The organism is Pontibacter sp. FD36, assembly GCF_015686655.1.
GTDB lineage: Bacteria > Bacteroidota > Bacteroidia > Cytophagales > Hymenobacteraceae > Pontibacter.
The window spans coordinates 296,588-314,909 of sequence record NZ_JADPMP010000002.1 but is presented as its reverse complement, the minus strand read 5'-3'; the positions used below and the strand labels follow the sequence as shown (position 1 = coordinate 314,909).

Genomic DNA, 18,322 nt, shown 5'->3' with positions numbered 1-18,322 from the left:
ACCTATTTCTGTTGATTAAAATCAAGCTTACCATGTTTAATAAAATCATCGATTTTTCGATTCATAATAAACTGGTGGTGGGGCTGATGGTACTGGCATTGATCGTCTGGGGAACTTACTCCCTGACGCAGCTGCCCGTTGACGCAGTACCCGACATCACCAATAACCAAGTGCAGGTGGTCACCTCATCGCCGACACTCGCGGCCCAGGAAGTCGAGCGCTTCATCACCACCCCCATCGAAATGGCTTTGGCCAATGTGCCGGATGTAATCGAGATGCGTTCTGTGTCGCGCTTCGGTCTTTCTGTGATCACAGTTGTGTTTAAAGACGAAGTGGATCAATACCTGGCCAGGCAAATGATCAACGAGCGATTGGGAGAGGCCAGCAGACAGATTCCCGAACAGATGGGGACGCCAGAACTGGCCCCTGTCACCACCGGCCTCGGCGAGATCTACCAGTATGTGCTGGTCACAGAACCGGGCAGTGAAAAAAAATACAGCCCAACTGAACTCCGCACCATCCAGGACTGGATAGTACGCCGGCAACTGCTTGGCACGCCCGGTGTGGCCGATGTGAGTAGCTTTGGCGGTTTTCTGAAAGAGTATGAAGTAGCCGTAAATCCGGCCAGCCTCCGCAGCATGAACCTGACCGTGACGGATGTAATCGGAGCCTTGGAGCAGAACAACGAAAATACGGGTGCTGCCTACATTGAAAAAAACCAGAGTGCCCTGTTTATCCGCGGCCTCGGACTGGTAAACACCCTGGAAGACATCGAGAAGATCGTGGTTTCCAACCGAAATGGCATGCCGGTGCTTGTCCGTGACGTAGCACAGGTTCAGTACGGCCACCCGGTTCGCTATGGAGCCCTCACCCGCAATACCGAAGGCGAAGTGGTCGGCGGCATCGTACTGATGCTGAAAGGAGCCAGCTCGTCTGAAGTGATCAAAAATGTGCAGGATAAAGTTGCCACTATACAGTCATCACTACCGGAAGGCCTAATAATTGAAGCGTATCTCGACCGCAGTGACCTCGTAGGGAAAGCGATCAACACCGTGGCGACCAACCTGATCGAAGGTGGACTGATCGTGATTTTTGTTCTCGTGTTGTTGCTGGGCAACCTGCGGGCAGGACTGGTTGTGGCATCGGTTATACCTTTGTCTATGCTCTTTGCGCTGGGTATGATGAACGTATTTGGCGTGTCAGGTAACCTGATGAGTCTGGGTGCTATTGACTTTGGTCTGATCGTGGACGGAGCTGTGATTATTGTGGAGGGCGTGCTTCACTTCATTGTGGTCAAGAACAAGGACCTGCCACTGCGCCGCCTGACCCAGAAAGAGATGGACCTGGAAGTGAAAGGCGCTGCTTCCAACATCATGAACTCAGCCGCCTTTGGTATGTTGATCATCCTGATCGTATACCTGCCAATTATGGCGCTGGTAGGTATAGAGGGTAAGATGTTCAAGCCGATGGCGCAGACCGTGAGCTTTGCTATTATGGGCGCTTTCATCCTGTCGCTCACCTATGTGCCGATGGTTTCTACTCTCTTGTTGAGCAAGACGACAAAGCACAAGCCGAACATTTCCGACCGGATCATGGGCTTTCTGGAGCGGGTATACCGTCCGGTCATCACCTTTGCCCTTCACAGCAAAGCGCTGGTAATAGGGGCTGCATTGATCTTGTTTGCCTTTAGTTTGTTTGTGTTCAGCCGCATGGGCGGGGAGTTCTTGCCAGACCTGGAAGAAGGTGACTTTGCGATGGACTTGCGCCTGGTACCCGGAGCCTCTCTCAGCCAAACTATCGAAACGACGACTAAAGCCAGTGAAATTCTATTAACCCAGTTCCCGGAAGTGACCGAGGTGATCGGGAAAATAGGGACTGCAGAGATTCCAACGGACCCGATGCCGATAGAGGCGGCAGACGTTATGATCCTGCTCAAAGATAAAGACGAGTGGACCAGCGCCAGCACCCGACAGGAACTGGCAGCCAAAATGGATGAAGCCTTGAAAGTGCTGCCGGGTGTGAACTACGGCTTTCAGCAACCCATCCAGCTGCGCTTCAACGAGCTCATGACGGGTGCGCGTCAGGATGTGGCTATTAAAATATTCGGAGAGGATCTGGATCAGCTTTCGGAGCTGGCCGATCAGGTAGATAAACTGATCGCTCCCGTAGCCGGCGTGCAGGACATTTATGTGGAAGAGGTGACGGGGCTGCCGCAGATCGTGGTGGACTACAACCGCGCCCGCATGTCGCAGTATGGCTTGCAGGTAGCTGACGTGAATGCGGTGCTCCGTACGGCCTTTGCCGGACAGACTGCCGGCGCTATTTACGAAGGGGACCGCCGCTTTGACCTGGTCGTGCGCATGGAAGGAGGCTCCCGCAGTGACCTAAATGACATTGAGAACCTGTTTGTTGGGCTACCACAAGGCGAACAAGTGCCCTTGCAACAGGTGGCCGATATCCGCTTTGAAGAAGGACCAATGCAGATCTCACGTGAAGAAGGCCGTCGCCGTATTGTGGTGGGCTTCAACGTGCGCGAGCGGGATGTGGAGTCGATTGTGACCGAGATACAGGACAAACTGAGCCGTGAACTGCCGCTTCCGGCTGGCTATTTCATTACTTACGGCGGTCAGTTCGAAAACCTCGTGCACGCCAAGCAACGCCTATCAGTAGCTGTACCAGCGGCTCTTCTGCTGATCCTGCTGCTCCTGTACTTTGCCTTTAAGTCCGTGAAGCAAAGTCTGCTTATTTTCACCGCTATACCTTTGTCAGCGATCGGCGGCATCTTTGCCCTCTGGCTGCGCGACATGCCTTTCAGTATCTCGGCAGGCGTGGGCTTTATTGCCCTGTTTGGAGTGGCAGTGCTAAACGGAATCGTACTGATCGGCTACTTTAACCAACTCAAGCGGGAGGGTATGACCGATGTTTACGAGCGGGTGCTGCTCGGCACGAGTGTTCGTCTTCGCCCGGTACTGATGACAGCATCTGTTGCCGCGCTGGGCTTCCTGCCGATGGCCCTTTCAGGTTCAGCCGGAGCCGAAGTGCAGCGTCCGCTGGCTACAGTAGTAATAGGAGGCCTGTTCACTTCTACGCTGCTGACTCTCGTGGTACTGCCGGTGCTCTATTACATTTTCTCTTCGAATGAAAAATACACGGAAGAGGAGCTACAGCGCAAACCTGTATCTGCCCACCTGATTGCGCTCCTTCTGGTAGCTGGCAGTCTTCTTTACCCGGCACAAGGTATAGCGCAGTCTACCCAAGGGCCGCTGAACCTGCAGCAGAGTATAAATTATGCTCGTGAGCACAACCTTGGCTTAAAAAGTGCAGCTTATGGTGTAGAGCGCGAGCAGGCCCTGCGCGGCGCGGCGACCGATCTCCCAAAGACCAACCTCTCCTATAGCAGGGGCCAGATCAGCACCATCAATAAAGATGAATATATATCCGCTTCCCAGCAGTTTGCCTTCCCGACGGTATACCGTGATCAGGCACGATTGGCTGACGCCACCATCCAACAGGCTGAAGCGCAGAAGCAGATCGTGGAGCGGGAGCTGATTCGGGACGTGAAGCAGGCATGGTACCTACTGCAGTACCACAACGAGCGCCTGCGCCTGCTACAGCAACAGGACAGTCTATATGGTCGCTTTACCAGGGCCGCCACCATTCGCTTCAAAACAGGAGAAACCGGTTATCTGGAGCAGGCCACGGCCGAGACCCGCAGCTTGGGTATAAAAACCGAGCTGCAACAAGCACAGGCCGACCAGCAGATAGCCGAGCGCCGACTCCGTCAGCTTCTACAGGCACAGGAGCCTTTGGAATTTGAAGAGGTGAGACTGAGCAGGCGGGAATTGATCTTGCAGGCGGACAGTGCAGCTTTGGCTTCCAATCCCTATATCGCCTTTCTGCAAAGCGCGACACAGGCAGCAGGACGGCAGAAACAACTGGAGCAATCGCGTCTGCTGCCAGACTTTACAGTCGGTTACTTCAATCAAACCTTTATAGGTGAAGTGCCGCGCGAGAACCCTAACCGGATATATAATTCCGGAGACCGTTTTACGGGATACGAGGTAGGTATAGCCGTTCCGCTTTGGTTCGGGGCACAGCGATCGCGCATCAAGGCGGCTAAGATGAACGAGGAGGCCGTGAAGAGCCAGGTGCGGTATCAGCAGCAGATACTCCTGACCGAACTACAGAATCTGGCGCAGGAACTGCAGAAGCATGGGAACACCCTGGCATTCTTTGAGCAGGGAGCGTTACGCCAGGCTGACCAGATGAATAAGGCCGCCGAACTCAGCTTCCGCACCGGCGACATCGACTATGTGGAATATGTGCAGGCGCTCGATCAGGCATACCAGTTGCGTAGCAATTACCTGAACGCCCTCCGTGACTACAACCAAACCATTATCAGTTTAGAATTTACTGCAGGAATAGAATAACATGACAGCATATAACATAAAAATCATCGTCCTGTGCGGACTGCTTAGTCTAGCGGCATGCTCTAAACAGGCACCAGCCGAGGAACCAGAGGCTGCTACAACGGAAACTTCCACCACCGCATCGCCCTTTGTCGTTTCATTTTCCGAAGCGCAGCAAAAGGTTGGCGGCATTGAACTGGGCACGATCGAAAATAAGCCGCTTTCGGCCCGCGTGACAGCTAATGGACAACTTCAACTGCCTCCACAGAACAAAGCCAGTATCAATCCTTTAATGGGAGGCGTAGTGCGCTCTATACCTGTAAAAGAAGGGGAGTACGTGCAGAAAGGCAAGGTGCTTGCCACGATTCAAAACCCGGAGTTGATTAAGCTGCAGGAAGAATACCTGACCACCCGCAACCAGCTGCGTTTTGCGGAGCAGGACTACGATCGCCAGCGTACGCTCAGTGAAGAGCAGGTGGGCTCCCGCAAGCGATTTGAGCAGGCCGAGTCAGACGTGCAGGTGCAACGGGCCCGGCTAAAGGCACTTGCCACCCACCTGTCTGCCATGGGCATATCGCCTAGAAACGTGGAAGCAGGGCAGATCACCTCTACCATGGCCATCACGGCGCCCATTAATGGCTTTGTACGTGTTATCGACGTGAACATGGGTTCTTATGCACAACCGGGCCAGCAGATGTTCGAACTAGTGAACAATCACCACCTACACCTAGAACTCAGCGTGTTCGAGCGGGATTTCAGCAAAATGAAAGAAGGACAGAAAGTACTGTTTACCATGCCAAATGTAGCCGGAGAGCCGCTGGAGGCGGAGATCTTTGCATTAGGCAGAGCATTTGAAGGCGATTCGCGCATGGTGACGGTGCATGCCGAACTGGAGAACAACAAAAACGCCAACCTGTTGCCGGGTATGTATGTGAACGCACAGATTCTGGCCGGAAAACAGGATTTGCCCGCGCTGCCCGAAGAATCAGTGGTACGCTACAAGGGCAAGCATTATGTTTTTGTGAAAGAAGGTCCTAGTACGTTTCGCATGCAGGAAGTGGAGACAGGTATAGCCGAGAACGGCTTTATGGAAGTGAAGCCTTTGAAAGAGATGCCTGCCACGGCGCAGGTAGTTACCAAAGGCGCCTACTATGTACTGGCCGAGAAGATGAAATCGGAAGTGGCAGAAGAGTAGCCAGGTATAGCATCCATGTAAAAAAATACAGCGCCGGCTCCAATGAAGGGACCGGCGCTGTTATTTTTTGAAAGGATTAATTATTAATTAAACTTTCAACTTTTAGCCATGCTTTTATACGTGACTAGTGTTACAATTGGTTACAAAACTTTGAAAATAAATTATTTATTTTTCAGAAAGTGCCTTAGGAGGCTCGTTTGGCCACTAAAATTGGCTCCAGTACGGACCACACATTATCTGCAAGTATCCGCTGTCCCTCTACAGTCGGGTGAATACCATCGCCCTGGTTAAGCGCCCGGTCGCCTGCCACACCTTCCAGCAGGAAAGGTATAAGCGCTACATTCTTGTCATTGGACAGTCGGGTAAACACCTCCTGAAACTCCTGGGTATAGCGCTGGCCCATGCTCGGCGGCATTTGCATACCTGCCAGAATGATCTCCGCCTCCGGATTCTTTTCACGCACCTTGTCAATGATTGTCCCGAGGTTATCATAGGTCGAAGCCGGGTCTATACCTCTCAGGCCGTCATTAGCACCCAGTTCCAGCACAAATACATCGATTGATTGTTTCAGCAGCCAGTCAATGCGGCTTTTGCCACCGGCAGAGGTCTCACCGCTCAGTCCTGCGTTTACGGCTTTATAAGGGAGGCCAAGGGAATCGATTCGCTCCTGGATCAGCGCCGGAAAGGCTTGGTCAGGTTCCAGCCCGTAGCCAGCCGTAAGGCTGTTGCCAAAAAACACAATGGTCTTGATACGCTCGTTTTTAGAGGCTTCAGCTGTGGTAGTGGTGTCTAATTGTGTCTGTTGTTCTGTTGCCACCTGCTCGGTGGTAGTGGCCTGCTCGCAGCCCGACAGGGTAAGGAAGAGGGCGAGGAATAAGGAGATATACTTGCTCGTTTTGTTCATGTAGCTTATTTTTTGCTAAATTTAGTTCTATCAATCTTAAAACCTATAACGACCTGTATAAGTTATTAGGTTCGGGAATAGTGCAGCAGTAGCTATACCTACTACGCTATACCCGTCGTTCAATTTCATAAAAACACTACCTACGTGTCTACTATACTAGAAATCAACAACCTGAAGAAAACCTACGACAGCGGCGACCGTCACCTGACGGTGCTGGAGGGCATCAACTTTACACTGCAGGCCGGAGACACCTGTTCTATCGTGGGGCCTTCCGGAAGCGGCAAAACCACTTTGCTGGGACTTTGTGCCGGACTTGACAGGGCCAGTAGCGGCTCTGTTGTTCTCAATGGCGTGCGCCTCGACAACCTCAGCGAAGACGCCCGGGCGCAGGTGCGCAACCAGTACGTGGGTTTCATCTTTCAGAACTTCCAGCTTATACCTACACTCACGGCGCTAGAAAATGTGATGGTGCCGCTGGAGCTGCGCGGTGAGCGCAATGTACAGCGACAAGCCATGGATTTGCTGGCCCGCGTGGGACTGGCTGAGCGCCACGACCATTACCCGACTCAGCTTTCAGGTGGAGAGCAGCAGCGAGTATCGCTTGCAAGGGCTTTCTCCAATCGCCCCACCATCCTCTTTGCAGATGAGCCAACCGGTAACCTGGACGAGGAGACAGGCGATAAGGTTGAAAACCTACTGTTTGACCTGAATAGAGAAGCAGGTACTACGCTGGTACTCGTAACCCACGATCTGGAACTGGCCGAAAAGACGCAACGCATTATTCGCATTAAGGGCGGGCATGTGGTGTCTGATACAGGGGCTCCTGAAACAGTTCACCAATCCGAGGACTCCAACCTTTCCTAAGGTATAAGCATCGAGTTTATAGAATCTTACCTCACTAAACATCAAGTATACCTTGTCTGACAACAAGCCAAATCCGGATAAACCGAAACTGAACATATCCTGGCTGCTCAAGATGGCCTGGCGCGATACCCGCCGCAGCCGGGGCAGGCTGGTGCTGTTCCTGTCGTCTATTGTGCTGGGTATAGCCGCGCTGGTGGCCATCAACTCATTCCGCGACAGTCTGCAGGTAGCCATTGACGAAAAGGCCCGTGGCCTTATAGGCGCAGACCTGGTGATGGGCATGAACAAAGAGCCCGATTCGCTTTCCATGGCCCTTATCGATTCGGTGAGCACACTGGGTAAGCGTTCTGACGAGAACCGCATGATGTCGATGGTATACTTTGTGAAGAGCAACGATACCCGACTAGTGCAGGTAAGGGCGCTGGAAGGAGAGTTTCCTTACTTCGGAGCCATTGAAACCGACCCGGTAGCAGCCAGCCGTAGCTTCCGTGAAGACAGGAGAGCGCTGGTGGATTACAACCTGATGCTGCAATACGAGGCCCAACCCGGCGACTCGATCAGGGTGGGTGCGTTGACTTTTGCTATCGAAGGTGCCCTGCACCGTATACCTGGCCAGACCGCCATGACGGCTGCTGTTGCGCCTGTGGTGTACATTCCTAGACAATACCTGCCCGAAACCGGCCTGATACAGCGCGGCAGCCGGGTTTCTTATTATTATTACTACGACCTGAATGATGATGTACAGCCCGATACGCTAGGCAACAAGCTAGATCCGCGGTTTGAGGAACTAGGTATGTTCTACGACACGGTAGAGACCCGCAAAAAGAGTATGGGCCGCTCTTATGATGAACTGGCCCGTTTTCTGGCGCTGGTAGGCTTTGTGGCCTTGCTGCTGGGTTGCGTAGGGGTTGCGAGTGCCGTGCATGTGTACATGCGTGACAAGCTGGCAACCATCGGCATACTTCGCTGTCTGGGTATGAGCGGCAAGCAGGCCTTTCTGGTATACCTGTTCCAGGTAATGGGCATGGGCTTGCTGGGCGGACTTGCTGGTGCGGCCTTAGGTAGCGTCGTGCAACTGGTGCTGCCAGAGCTATTTGGCTCCTTCCTGCCGGTATCGGTAGACGCCTATTTCTCCGTAACTGCTGCTGCACAAGGTATATTGCTGGGTGTGGTCGTGTCGGTTCTTTTTGCGCTGCTGCCTCTATTAAGCATACGGCAGGTGTCGCCGCTGATTACCCTGCGTGCCACGGTGGAGCACCTGACCAATCAGAAAGACCCGCTCCGTTGGGCCGTATATGGTCTGATACTGGCCTTTGTCGTTGTTTTCTCACGTTGGCAAATGGGCACCTGGTGGCAGGCCTTATACTTCACGGGTGGGGTCATTGCAGCCTTCCTGGTACTGGCTCTGCTCGCAAAAGGCCTGTCGTGGACTGTCAAACGCTTCTTCCCGTCGCACTGGGGCTACGTCTGGCGTCAGGGATTGGCCAATCTATACCGACCAAACAACCAGACCTTGCTACTGGTGGTTTCCATCGGTTTAGGTACGGCCCTGATCGGCACGCTTTTCATGGTGCAGCGAACACTACTTAGCGAAGTATCGCTTTCAGGTACTGAGGAGCAGCCGAACCTAGTATTGTTTGACATTCAGAATGCACAGCGTGAGCAGGTAGCTGACCTGACAAAACAGGAGGGACTTCCGATCCTGTACTTTGACCCAATCGTGACAGTGCGGCTGGAACAGATCAATAACCTGACACTGGCAGATGTACGCAAGGATACCACGCTGGAAATCAGACCATGGAACTTCACGCGGGAGTATAGGGTGACGTACCGTGACCGGCTGAGCGATTCTGAAAAGACACAGGAGGGCGCCTGGAGCGAAAACCAGTATAACGGCAGTGGCAGAGTGCCAGTGTCACTGGAGGAGCGCTATGCCGAGCGGATAAAAGTTAAAGTCGGTGATTCGCTGCTGTACAATGTGCAGGGAGCAACTATACCTGCCCGCGTAGCCCATATTAGGCGTGTGGACTGGAACAGGGTGCAGACCAACTTCCAGGTACTTTTCCCTACAGGTGTGTTGGAAGAAGCGCCACAGTTTCATGTGTTAATGACGCGCAGCAACAACGAGCAACAAGCCGCGCAGTTTCAACGACGCGTCGTGGAGGCTTTTCCGAACGTATCCGCCATCGGCCTCGACCTGATCCTGCGCACACTCGAGGAAGTGGTCAGCCAGATCTCTTTTGTAATCCAGTTTATGGCGCTCTTCAGTATTTTCACGGGCTTGCTGGTGCTGGTAGGATCTGTGAATGTAAGTAAATATCAGCGGGTACAGGAGAGTGTGCTCCTGCGTACACTCGGGGCCAACAAAAAGCAGATACTAGGTATAACGCTGATGGAATACATGATGCTGGGGGTACTGGCTGCCGCTGTAGGCTGCGTGATCGCCTTTGGTGCCGCATGGGCCCTGGCTGTATTTAGCTTTGAAATGGACTTTGTGCCAGTGCTCTGGCCGCTGCTGATCATCTTTGTGCTGGTGACACTGCTTACTGTGGCAGTGGGTTTGCTTAACAGCCGCGGGGTACTGAACAGACCACCATTGGAAGTGCTGAGAAGGGAGGCATAAAAACAAAAAAGGGATCTCTTGAAAGATCCCTTTTTCTAAAGATTGCATAGACAACAAATGCCATCTGCAAACTTTGATTATATTGGATTATACGCCCGGCTTTTCCGGAAGTTACAGCCTCCAAAAAATATTTTGAAAAAATTTTAATAAGTGCTGGAAGCCAGCATAACCAGCGTGCAATGGTGCATGGTTTCTATACCTGCATCTTCAGCCATTTGTTCCAGTTCGCGGTTTTCAGTACCCGGATTAAAGATAATGCGCTTCGGCTGCAGTGAGATAATATAATCATACCACGTCGGCTGATTCTGCGGTCCTACATATAGCGTAACCGTATCAATGCCATCAATCTTTTGTGTCTTATCAGTAATAATGGGCTGACCGCCGACTTCTCCTTTTCGAATGCCCACTGGCACCACTTCGTGACCATGCTGTTGCAGTCGGTGTATAGCCTTATAGGCAAAGCGGGAAGGATTATCGGTAGCACCCAGTACAAGTGTCTTTTTCATAATTCAGATATTTTGCTCCCTCTATTTAACAGCTATACGTCCTGAAACGTTACAGGGCAATCAGGTATAAGACATATACAATCCAATTTGCTATACCTGTCGGAGCACTTTTGCTGCTATTTTTTCGGCGCAGCGTTCCCCGTCCATTGCCGCTGACACAATACCTCCTGCATAACCGGCACCTTCTGCACATGGGTACAGGTTCTTCACCTGCACATGCTCCAGGGTCTCTCTATCGCGGGGTATCCGCACAGGGGAGGAGGTACGGCTTTCCACCCCAATGATCTGGGCGTCATTGCTCAGGTAGCCGCGCATCTTGTTGCCAAAGGCCTTGAAACCTTCCCGCAAACGGTAAGCCATAGCAGGGGAGAACAGTTTGTTCATGTCAACAGGTGTCAGGCCGGGCTGGTAGGAAGTCTCCAGCAGGGCTCCACCGGTTTTCTGACGGGTAAAGTCGAGAAGGAGCTGGGCGGGAGCTTTCTGGGTACCGCCTGCCATTTCGCAAGCTTTGCGCTCCAGGGCTTCCTGCATACGCAATCCTGCAAGTGGACCGTACTTGTCAAGCTCCATGTCTTCCAGCTCTATCGCTACGACTATACCTGAGTTGGCAAACTTAGAGTCGCGGCGACTCGGGGACATACCATTCACCACCACCTCGCCAGGAGATGTGGCAGAAGGTACGATAAATCCACCCGGACACATGCAGAACGAGAAAATGCCGCGCTGCTTGTTATCGTATACCGTCTGGCGCACCAGCGCATAGGAAGAGGCTGGCAGCCAGCAACCGCGGTCTTCGCACTTGTACTGTATGCTGTCAATTAGTTTTTGCTGATGTTCTACACGCACGCCCATGGCAAAAGGCTTTGCCTCAATGGTGATGCCCTTGTGATGCAGCAGTTCAAAGATGTCGCGGGCGCTATGGCCAGTCGCCAGTATTACGGCTTCACCGGAATACTCCTGCCCATCCTGCGTCACGACGCCTTTCATCTCGTCCTGTTCCACAATAAAATCTGTCACGCGTTTGTCAAAAAGCACTTCGCCTCCGGCAGCCTCTATAGTTTCGCGGATGGTGGTGATAATGCGAGGCAGTTTGTTTGTACCGATATGGGGATGGGCATCGAAGAGGATGTCGCGGGTAGCACCGTGCTGCACGAAAATTTCAAGTATACGCTGCAGATCACCACGCTTCTTGGATCGGGTATAGAGCTTGCCGTCCGAATACGTACCAGCACCGCCTTCTCCGAAACAATAGTTCGAGTCAGGATTCACGATATGCTCTTTGTTGATAGCTGCCAGGTCGCGGCGACGCGAACGGACGTCTTTCCCACGCTCCAGTACAACAGGCTTCAGACCAAGCTCAATGCAACGCAGAGCAGCAAACAGACCAGCCGGACCAGCACCGACAATAATAACCTTCTTTTCAGTGCTTACATCAGGGTAGCTATACCTTGGTGCGATAATATCAGCAGGTGGAGTATCCAGATAAATATCGGCTCTGACCCGCAGCAGCACCTGCCGCCCGCGGGCATCAATAGAACGCTTGATGCGGTGAATATGCTTTACATCTTCCGGCTTCACACCGGCACTTTTAATAAGCTCCAGCTCCAGCACTTCGTCGTTGTACGCCACCTCAGGCGACAGCACAACTTCAACTTCTTTCTTATTCATTTACAGTTAGTAAGGTATTTATCCTTAAAGTTTAAATTGTTGATTGTTTAGCTCAATATGAGTAACGGTGTAACACTTCGAGTTAAATCGAAGTCCAAAACTTCAAACTGAGAACAGGCTCGTGATTGGTTACAACTAAGTGTAAAATTGGTGGAAATACAATCAGCAATTCTAAATATCACCATTCAGTACTTTCTCGACCCAGCCCTTGCCCCAGTTTTCAAGCTCTTCTTCAGACCAAAGCTCCGGGTAGAAAATGCGCTTCTGGAACTTGGGAGGAAGGTATTTCTGCCAGTTGGTTCCGCCCGTTGCAGCAATCACCTCCGGGTCGCGTTGCAGGTAGCGTACGGCTGACTTATAATGCATCAGCGGCCAGTTTACGTTCACATTGCTGTCGAGCTCGCGTAACTGACGGATCAGGCGAGGGTTTTGCTGTTCTTCCTCAGACAAACGCTTGTAGACAGCCCAGACATTCATGTTTTCATACTGCCTAGCAAACTGAATGAGTTGCTGCGTATACTTTTCTTCAAATCGGATCAGCGTGAGCGTTTTGGCACCCGATGACACTTCGGTGGCGCCTTCTTTCCAATAGATACAGCCCATCAGTTCCTCATGCGTACTTTGCAAGCCCAATGCTTTGCGTTTCTCTTTATCCGTAAGGTTGCGCAATTCTGTCGAGGCTATCTCAATCATGCGGTACTGCACCGACTGGAAACCACTGGCTGGCATCAGTGCCATCCGGAACTGTAGGAATTGCTTCGGGTCCATACCGTCCACCATCACATCAAAGGAGTCGATCAGGTTTTCAAAATAGCGGTTGATACGCTTCAATCGTTTGAAGAGCATTTCACCTGTAATACCTTTGTCTTCACCTATTTGCCGGTACTCCTCCAGACACAGCTTAAAGTAGAGCTCGGTTATCTGGTGGTACATGATGAAGATCTTTTCATCCGGTATGGTCGTGCGAGGGTTCTGCAGGCTCAACAGGGTATCGAGGTGAATATAATCCCAGTAGTTGAGGTAATCCGTGTAGTAAAGTCCCTCCAGATAGGCGGCCAGATCCTGCCCGAGCGGCACGTACTTGGCTTCCAGTCTGCGAAGTTGCTCCAGCACTTCCGGCTTAAAAGGTTGTTGCTCCATGATATACAGATGGGGGTTTATGAGACGCCATTAGCCTACAAATAAAGTAAAACAATCGCATAGATTTTGAAGACGGCCCCATATTTATCACTCCTTCCATGAAAACAATAATCTGCCAAAATAAATCCAATGATGCCAGGCAACCATTTTTTTACCATTAGCATCATGTGTTTTGAAGGCTTACAAAGCCGTGCAATTCGATACAGTTGATGGGCCGAATACCGATATTAATAGAGCAAAAGCGACTGTTGGTAGAAATCACCAGAATATACCGGCGAAAAAATGTTATAATAAGCCTTAATTGTTAAATTTGGGTTTTACGATATTTACCCGCTTTATCCCCATGGCAGAAAAAAGCAGTGTTTTTGATATGATTGGTCCCATTATGATAGGTCCCTCAAGCTCCCATACCGCTGGCGTAGTGCGCATTGCACGTGCGGCCATCCGGGTTTTAGGAACGGCTCCCGAGGAAGCTATCATTACTTTTTATAATTCTTTTGCCCAAACCTACGAGGGCCATGGCTCTGACCGTGCTATTGTAGCCGGCCTGCTGGATTTTAAAACTGATGACAAACGCATCAAGGAAGCTTTTGACCATGCCAAAGAACGCGGCCTGAAGTATACCTTCCGCTCGGTAGGCAACGCATCCACCATGCACCCCAATACCATCAAGCTGAACCTGAAAGCAGGAGACCGGCAGGTGGAAGTGATTGGGCAGAGCCGTGGCGGCGGTGTGATCAAGATTGTAGAGGTAGACGGCTTTACGGCAAACTTCTCGGCCAATCTGCACACGCTGATCATTGACGCGGATGATGTGAAGGGCAGTATCGCCTTTATCGCAACCGTGATCGCGCAGGATGATTGTAACATTGCCACCATGAACGTGTCGCGAAAAGGCAGAAATGAAATGGCACGCCAATTCATCGAGATGGACTCCGGCATCAAACCTATCACACTCGAGTACCTGAAACAACTAAGCTGGGTAAAGCATGTGATTTACATTCCTAATATCGACCTTTAAGAAGAAATCATACTATGAAAAAAATGTCAAACAAGGTGCTATTGTTGGCCCTGGGATTAACAGTTGGTGGATTTGGCTCCGCCATGGCGCAGCAGCAAGGTGCAGGAGGTGATGGCGTATGGTCGCTGCAGGAAGCGGTTGATTATGCGAAGGCAAACAACCTGAATGTGCGTCAGAGCAGTCTGAACCGAGATTTAAGCAAGGCTGACCTGAACCAGTCACGTGCAGCCCGGCTGCCCAGTATCAATGCCAATGGTAACTACAGCTTCAACACAGGTTCCTTTCAGGACCCGGTAAGCTTTAGCCTGCAGACGCAGAACGCCCGAACTTCCAATGTTTCGATTAACGCGTCAATGCCGCTGTTTGCAGGTTTTCAGCAGGTTAATCAGATCAAGCAGAACAGTTTAGACCTCGAGGCGAGTGAGCAAGACTATCTTTCTGCTCAAAATGATATCACAATCCAGATCGTAACCGCTTATCTGAACATCCTGTTTGCCAACGAACAGATGAATGTGTCGGATTTGCAGCGCAACCTTACCACTCAGCAACTCACCCGTACACAAGCGCTTTTGAAAGCTGGCAGCGTGGCCGAAAATGCTGTGTTGGATCTGGAGTCGCAGCTGGCAACAGACGAACTGAACTACATTACAGCACAGAATCAACGCGATATAGCAAGGCTCACGCTGATGCAACTGCTGAATATCCCGACCACAGAAGAGTTTCAGGTAGAAATACCAGACATTCCGGAGCCTGATGAGAACCCAGTCATCGTGGATGGTAGCCAGGTATACGATGTGGCCCTGCAGACGCTCCCTGCCATTCGTGCCACCGATCTGCGCTTGCGCAGTGCCGATACAGGTCTTAGTCTGGCTCGTGGTGCTTATTTCCCACGTCTTAGCCTTTTTGCAGGTGCAGGTAGCAGATATGCCAGCACCAGCCGCAGACTGTTGGCTATCGAAAGGGAAGTGGTAGGCCGTGTACCCCAGGTTGTATACCTGAACGAAACAGGCTCTGCCTCTCAGACACTCTGGTTTGATAATGTGGAGACACGACGTATTGATGAATATTACGGTATGTTCCGTCAGTGGGACGACAACCTGAACACGCAGGTGGGTGTGTCATTACAGATTCCGATCCTAAACAGTTTGCAGGTCCGCACCAACGTGCAGCGAGCCAAAATACAGCAGCAAAATGCACAGCTCAATGCGGACATTGCCCGTAACAACCTGCGTCAGACGATCGAGCAGGCCTATGTGGATGCCATCGCGGCACAGCGTCGCTACGCAGCTGCCCGCCAGCAGGTAAACGCCTCTGAGAAAAACTTCCGCAATGCTGAACTAAGACTTCAGGGTGGTGTGATCAACACAGTAGATTTCAATGTAGTAGCGAACACCTACCGCTCGGCTCAGTCCAGCCTGGTACAGGCGAAATACGAATATACCTTTAAACTAAAAGTCTTGGATTTCTACCAAGGCAAAGACCTCTCTTTCTAATATAAAATTATGGCAGCGAAAAAATCGAATAAGCTTATTTACACCCTGATAGGCGTTCTGGTTCTGATTCTTGTACTAGCTCTGGTAGCTAAAAAGGCAGGCTGGATTGGCAAGGAAGAAGGAACAGAGGTAGTGCTGGCAGAAGCGAAGCGCTCCGAGATTGTAGAGAAAGTAAGTGCCTCAGGTAAAGTACAACCTGAAACTGAAGTAAAAATAAGCCCGGATGTATCAGGTGAGATCATTGAACTGACCGTCCAGGAAGGCGACTCCGTTGTAAAAGGTCAGCTGCTGGTACGCATACGTCCTGACAACTACCAGTCGCTGGTAGACATGCAGACAGCTGGCGTAAACCAGGCTCGTGCTAACCTGGCGCAGTCAAAAGCCCGTTTAGCGCAATCAAAAGCTAATTTTGTTCAGATCGAGCAGAACTTTCAGCGTAACAAGAGCCTGTTTGACCAGAAGGTGATATCCGAAGCAGAATTTCAGCAGATCAAATCACAGTACGAAGCAGGTAAGCAGGAGATCGAGTCCATGGCTCAGAGCGTACGTGCCGCTGAATTCAGTGTTCAGAATGCGCTGGCCTCTTTGAATGACGCCCGTGAGAACCTGAATAAAACCACTATCTACGCCCCGGTAAGCGGAACGGTGTCAAAACTTAATGTGGAAAGAGGAGAGCGTGTGGTAGGTACTTCCCAAATGGCCGGTACAGAGATCATGCGCATTGCCAACCTCAACAACATGGAGGTACGTGTGAACGTGAACGAGAACGACATCATCCGGGTAGGTATGGGAGACTCCGTAATTGTGGAAGTTGACTCATATACCAGTCGCGACGAGAAGTTCAAAGGCATTGTGACCTCTATTGCCAATACTGCAAAAGACGCCGCTTCACTGGAAGCCGTGACTGAGTTTGAGGTGCGTATCCGTTTGCTGAACGAATCTTACAGCCACCTTGCTGACAAAAACGCCCGTCCTTTCCGTCCGGGCATGACAGCTTCGGTTGACATCATCACAGCACGCAAAAATAACGTTTTATCTGTACCTTTGTCCGCTGTGACGACTCGCTCGAACACGCCAGCCAGATCAACAGGAGAGAATGCTGAAGGAGAAAACGGTAATGGTGAAAACGCAAATAATAACGCGGAACCAGCTCCGGCAGCACCTTCAGGACCAATTGAAGAAGTTGTGTTTGTGTATGCAGACGATAATACTGTTAAATCAGTAAAGGTGAAAACCGGTATCAGCGACTTCGAGAACATCGAGATTCTGAGCGGTCTGGAAGAAGGTCAGAAAATAGTATCCGGTCCTTTCAGAGCTGTATCGAAAACATTGAAAGACGGAGCTAAAGTGGCCGTGAAAGACGAGAAGTCACTAAACAAATCAGCTTTGGCTGAAGCGAATGGTGAATAACAAATAAACATCCGGTTTGGAAAAAATTGCAGTTATAGGAGGGGGAAGCTGGGCATCAGCCCTGGTGAAGATCCTTTCAGAAAATAAATCACAGGTACACTGGTGGATGCGCAACGAAAACGACGTGCAACACCTGATCAATTACCGTCACAACCCACGCTACCTGAGTGGCGTGACCTATGACCTTAACTATGTTAAGCCATCAACGGACCTGCGCAATGTAGTTGCCGTGGCGGACTGGGTGATTCTGGCCGTACCAGCTGCTTTCGTACAGGAGGCACTGAGCGGCCTGGAGCAGGATGCGCTAAAAGACAAAGTGCTGATCTCTGCCATCAAAGGGATGATCCCGAAGCAGAACATCCTGATCACTGATTACCTGGGCCAGCAGTACGACGTTCCGAACAGCCACCAACTGGTGATTGCCGGTCCGTGCCATGCCGAAGAGGTGGCCATGGAAAAGCAGTCCTACCTGACCATCGGTTCACACGATCTGCCCACAGCTGAACGCTTCTGCGAACTGCTGCGCAACCGCTACGTCAAAGCCAATCCGCTTGACGACCTGGACGGTGTGGAGTACTGTGCTGTGATCAAAAACATCATTGCGCTGGCTTGCGGTATAGCCCGCGGCCTCAACTATGGCGATAACTTTCAGGCGGTTCTCGTGTCAAATGCCATGCAGGAGATCGAACGCTTTCTGCATGCCGCCATGCCGATCCACCGCGACCTGAACGGTTCAGCCTACCTGGGAGACCTGCTCGTGACAGCATATTCACAATTCAGCCGTAACCGTACTTTTGGTAACATGATCGGACATGGCTATACCGTGAAGTCGGCACAGATTGAGATGAACATGGTGGCGGAGGGTTACTATGCCGTGCAAAGCATTTACGAGCTCAACAAAAAGCTAAAAGTAGACATGCCAATCACGACAGCGGTATACCTGATCTTGTACGAGCGCATCGCACCGGCTGTGGAGTTTGAGATACTGAAGGAAAAACTCACCTAAGCCGTAACAGACCATATAGCACGAAAGGCATACCCTGTGGTGTGCCTTTCGCGTTTAAAGCCCATATTGATTGGTCGGGCCTG

The 18,322-nt window shown here is 51.3% G+C and carries 12 protein-coding genes; 8 read left to right on the top strand and 4 right to left on the bottom strand.

Translation table 11 applies throughout. The features are described from left to right. Positions 1-32: 32 nt before the first annotated feature. Both I0P70_RS03845 and I0P70_RS03840 read left to right on the top strand, forming a co-directional pair. Entirely contained in the window at positions 33-4,430 is a 4,398-nt protein-coding gene (locus tag I0P70_RS03845) for a CusA/CzcA family heavy metal efflux RND transporter (protein ID WP_196114863.1), read from the top strand. Between the two features lies 1 nt (position 4,431). After that, positions 4,432-5,604, top strand: a complete 1,173-nt coding sequence (locus I0P70_RS03840) for an efflux RND transporter periplasmic adaptor subunit (protein WP_196114862.1) — start codon at positions 4,432-4,434, stop codon at positions 5,602-5,604. 184 nt (positions 5,605-5,788) lie between these two features. Here the strand turns inward: I0P70_RS03840 and I0P70_RS03835 are convergent, their stop codons facing one another. Then, positions 5,789-6,508, bottom strand: coding sequence for an arylesterase (locus I0P70_RS03835; RefSeq protein WP_196114861.1), 720 nt, complete (start codon positions 6,506-6,508; stop codon positions 5,789-5,791). A gap of 144 nt (positions 6,509-6,652) precedes the next feature. Between I0P70_RS03835 and I0P70_RS03830 the strand changes: the two genes are divergently transcribed. Both I0P70_RS03830 and I0P70_RS03825 read left to right on the top strand, forming a co-directional pair. Further along, on the top strand, positions 6,653-7,372 hold the full coding sequence (locus tag I0P70_RS03830; protein ID WP_196114860.1) for an ABC transporter ATP-binding protein: 720 nt from the start codon (positions 6,653-6,655) through the stop codon (positions 7,370-7,372). Positions 7,373-7,484: 112 nt separating this feature from the next. After that, positions 7,485-9,995: an ABC transporter permease gene (locus I0P70_RS03825; RefSeq protein WP_230391992.1), complete on the top strand. Its 2,511-nt coding sequence runs from the start codon at positions 7,485-7,487 to the stop codon at positions 9,993-9,995. A gap of 143 nt (positions 9,996-10,138) precedes the next feature. Here I0P70_RS03825 and I0P70_RS03820 read toward each other — a convergent pair whose 3' ends face one another. The 3 genes from I0P70_RS03820 to I0P70_RS03810 form a co-directional block, all read right to left on the bottom strand. Then, a complete protein-coding gene (locus tag I0P70_RS03820; protein ID WP_196114858.1) occupies positions 10,139-10,501 on the bottom strand; it encodes a CoA-binding protein in 363 nt (120 codons plus the stop codon). 90 nt (positions 10,502-10,591) lie between these two features. Then, entirely contained in the window at positions 10,592-12,169 is a 1,578-nt protein-coding gene (locus tag I0P70_RS03815) for an NAD(P)/FAD-dependent oxidoreductase (RefSeq protein ID WP_196114857.1), read from the bottom strand. Between the two features lie 171 nt (positions 12,170-12,340). Then, complete coding sequence (locus I0P70_RS03810) at positions 12,341-13,309, bottom strand: tryptophan 2,3-dioxygenase family protein (RefSeq protein ID WP_196114856.1); 969 nt, start codon at positions 13,307-13,309, stop codon at positions 12,341-12,343. Between the two features lie 343 nt (positions 13,310-13,652). On the opposite strand from I0P70_RS03810, the gene sdaAB reads away from it, so the two are divergent. The 4 genes from sdaAB to I0P70_RS03790 are packed head-to-tail and all read left to right on the top strand — an operon-like array spanning position 13,653 to position 18,239. Then, positions 13,653-14,330: an L-serine ammonia-lyase, iron-sulfur-dependent subunit beta gene (sdaAB, locus tag I0P70_RS03805; RefSeq protein ID WP_196114855.1), complete on the top strand. Its 678-nt coding sequence runs from the start codon at positions 13,653-13,655 to the stop codon at positions 14,328-14,330. A 14-nt stretch (positions 14,331-14,344) separates the two neighbouring features. Then, the gene (locus I0P70_RS03800; protein WP_196114854.1) at positions 14,345-15,823 is read left to right on the top strand and encodes a TolC family protein; all 1,479 of its coding nucleotides are present in this window, start codon (positions 14,345-14,347) and stop codon (positions 15,821-15,823) included. 9 nt (positions 15,824-15,832) lie between these two features. Beyond that, positions 15,833-17,233 carry an efflux RND transporter periplasmic adaptor subunit gene (locus tag I0P70_RS03795; protein ID WP_076421803.1) on the top strand — a complete coding sequence of 467 codons (1,401 nt, stop codon included), beginning with the start codon at positions 15,833-15,835 and terminating at the stop codon, positions 17,231-17,233. 16 nt (positions 17,234-17,249) lie between these two features. Further along, positions 17,250-18,239, top strand: coding sequence for an NAD(P)H-dependent glycerol-3-phosphate dehydrogenase (locus I0P70_RS03790; protein WP_196114853.1), 990 nt, complete (start codon positions 17,250-17,252; stop codon positions 18,237-18,239). The last annotated feature ends 83 nt before the right edge of the window (positions 18,240-18,322 follow it).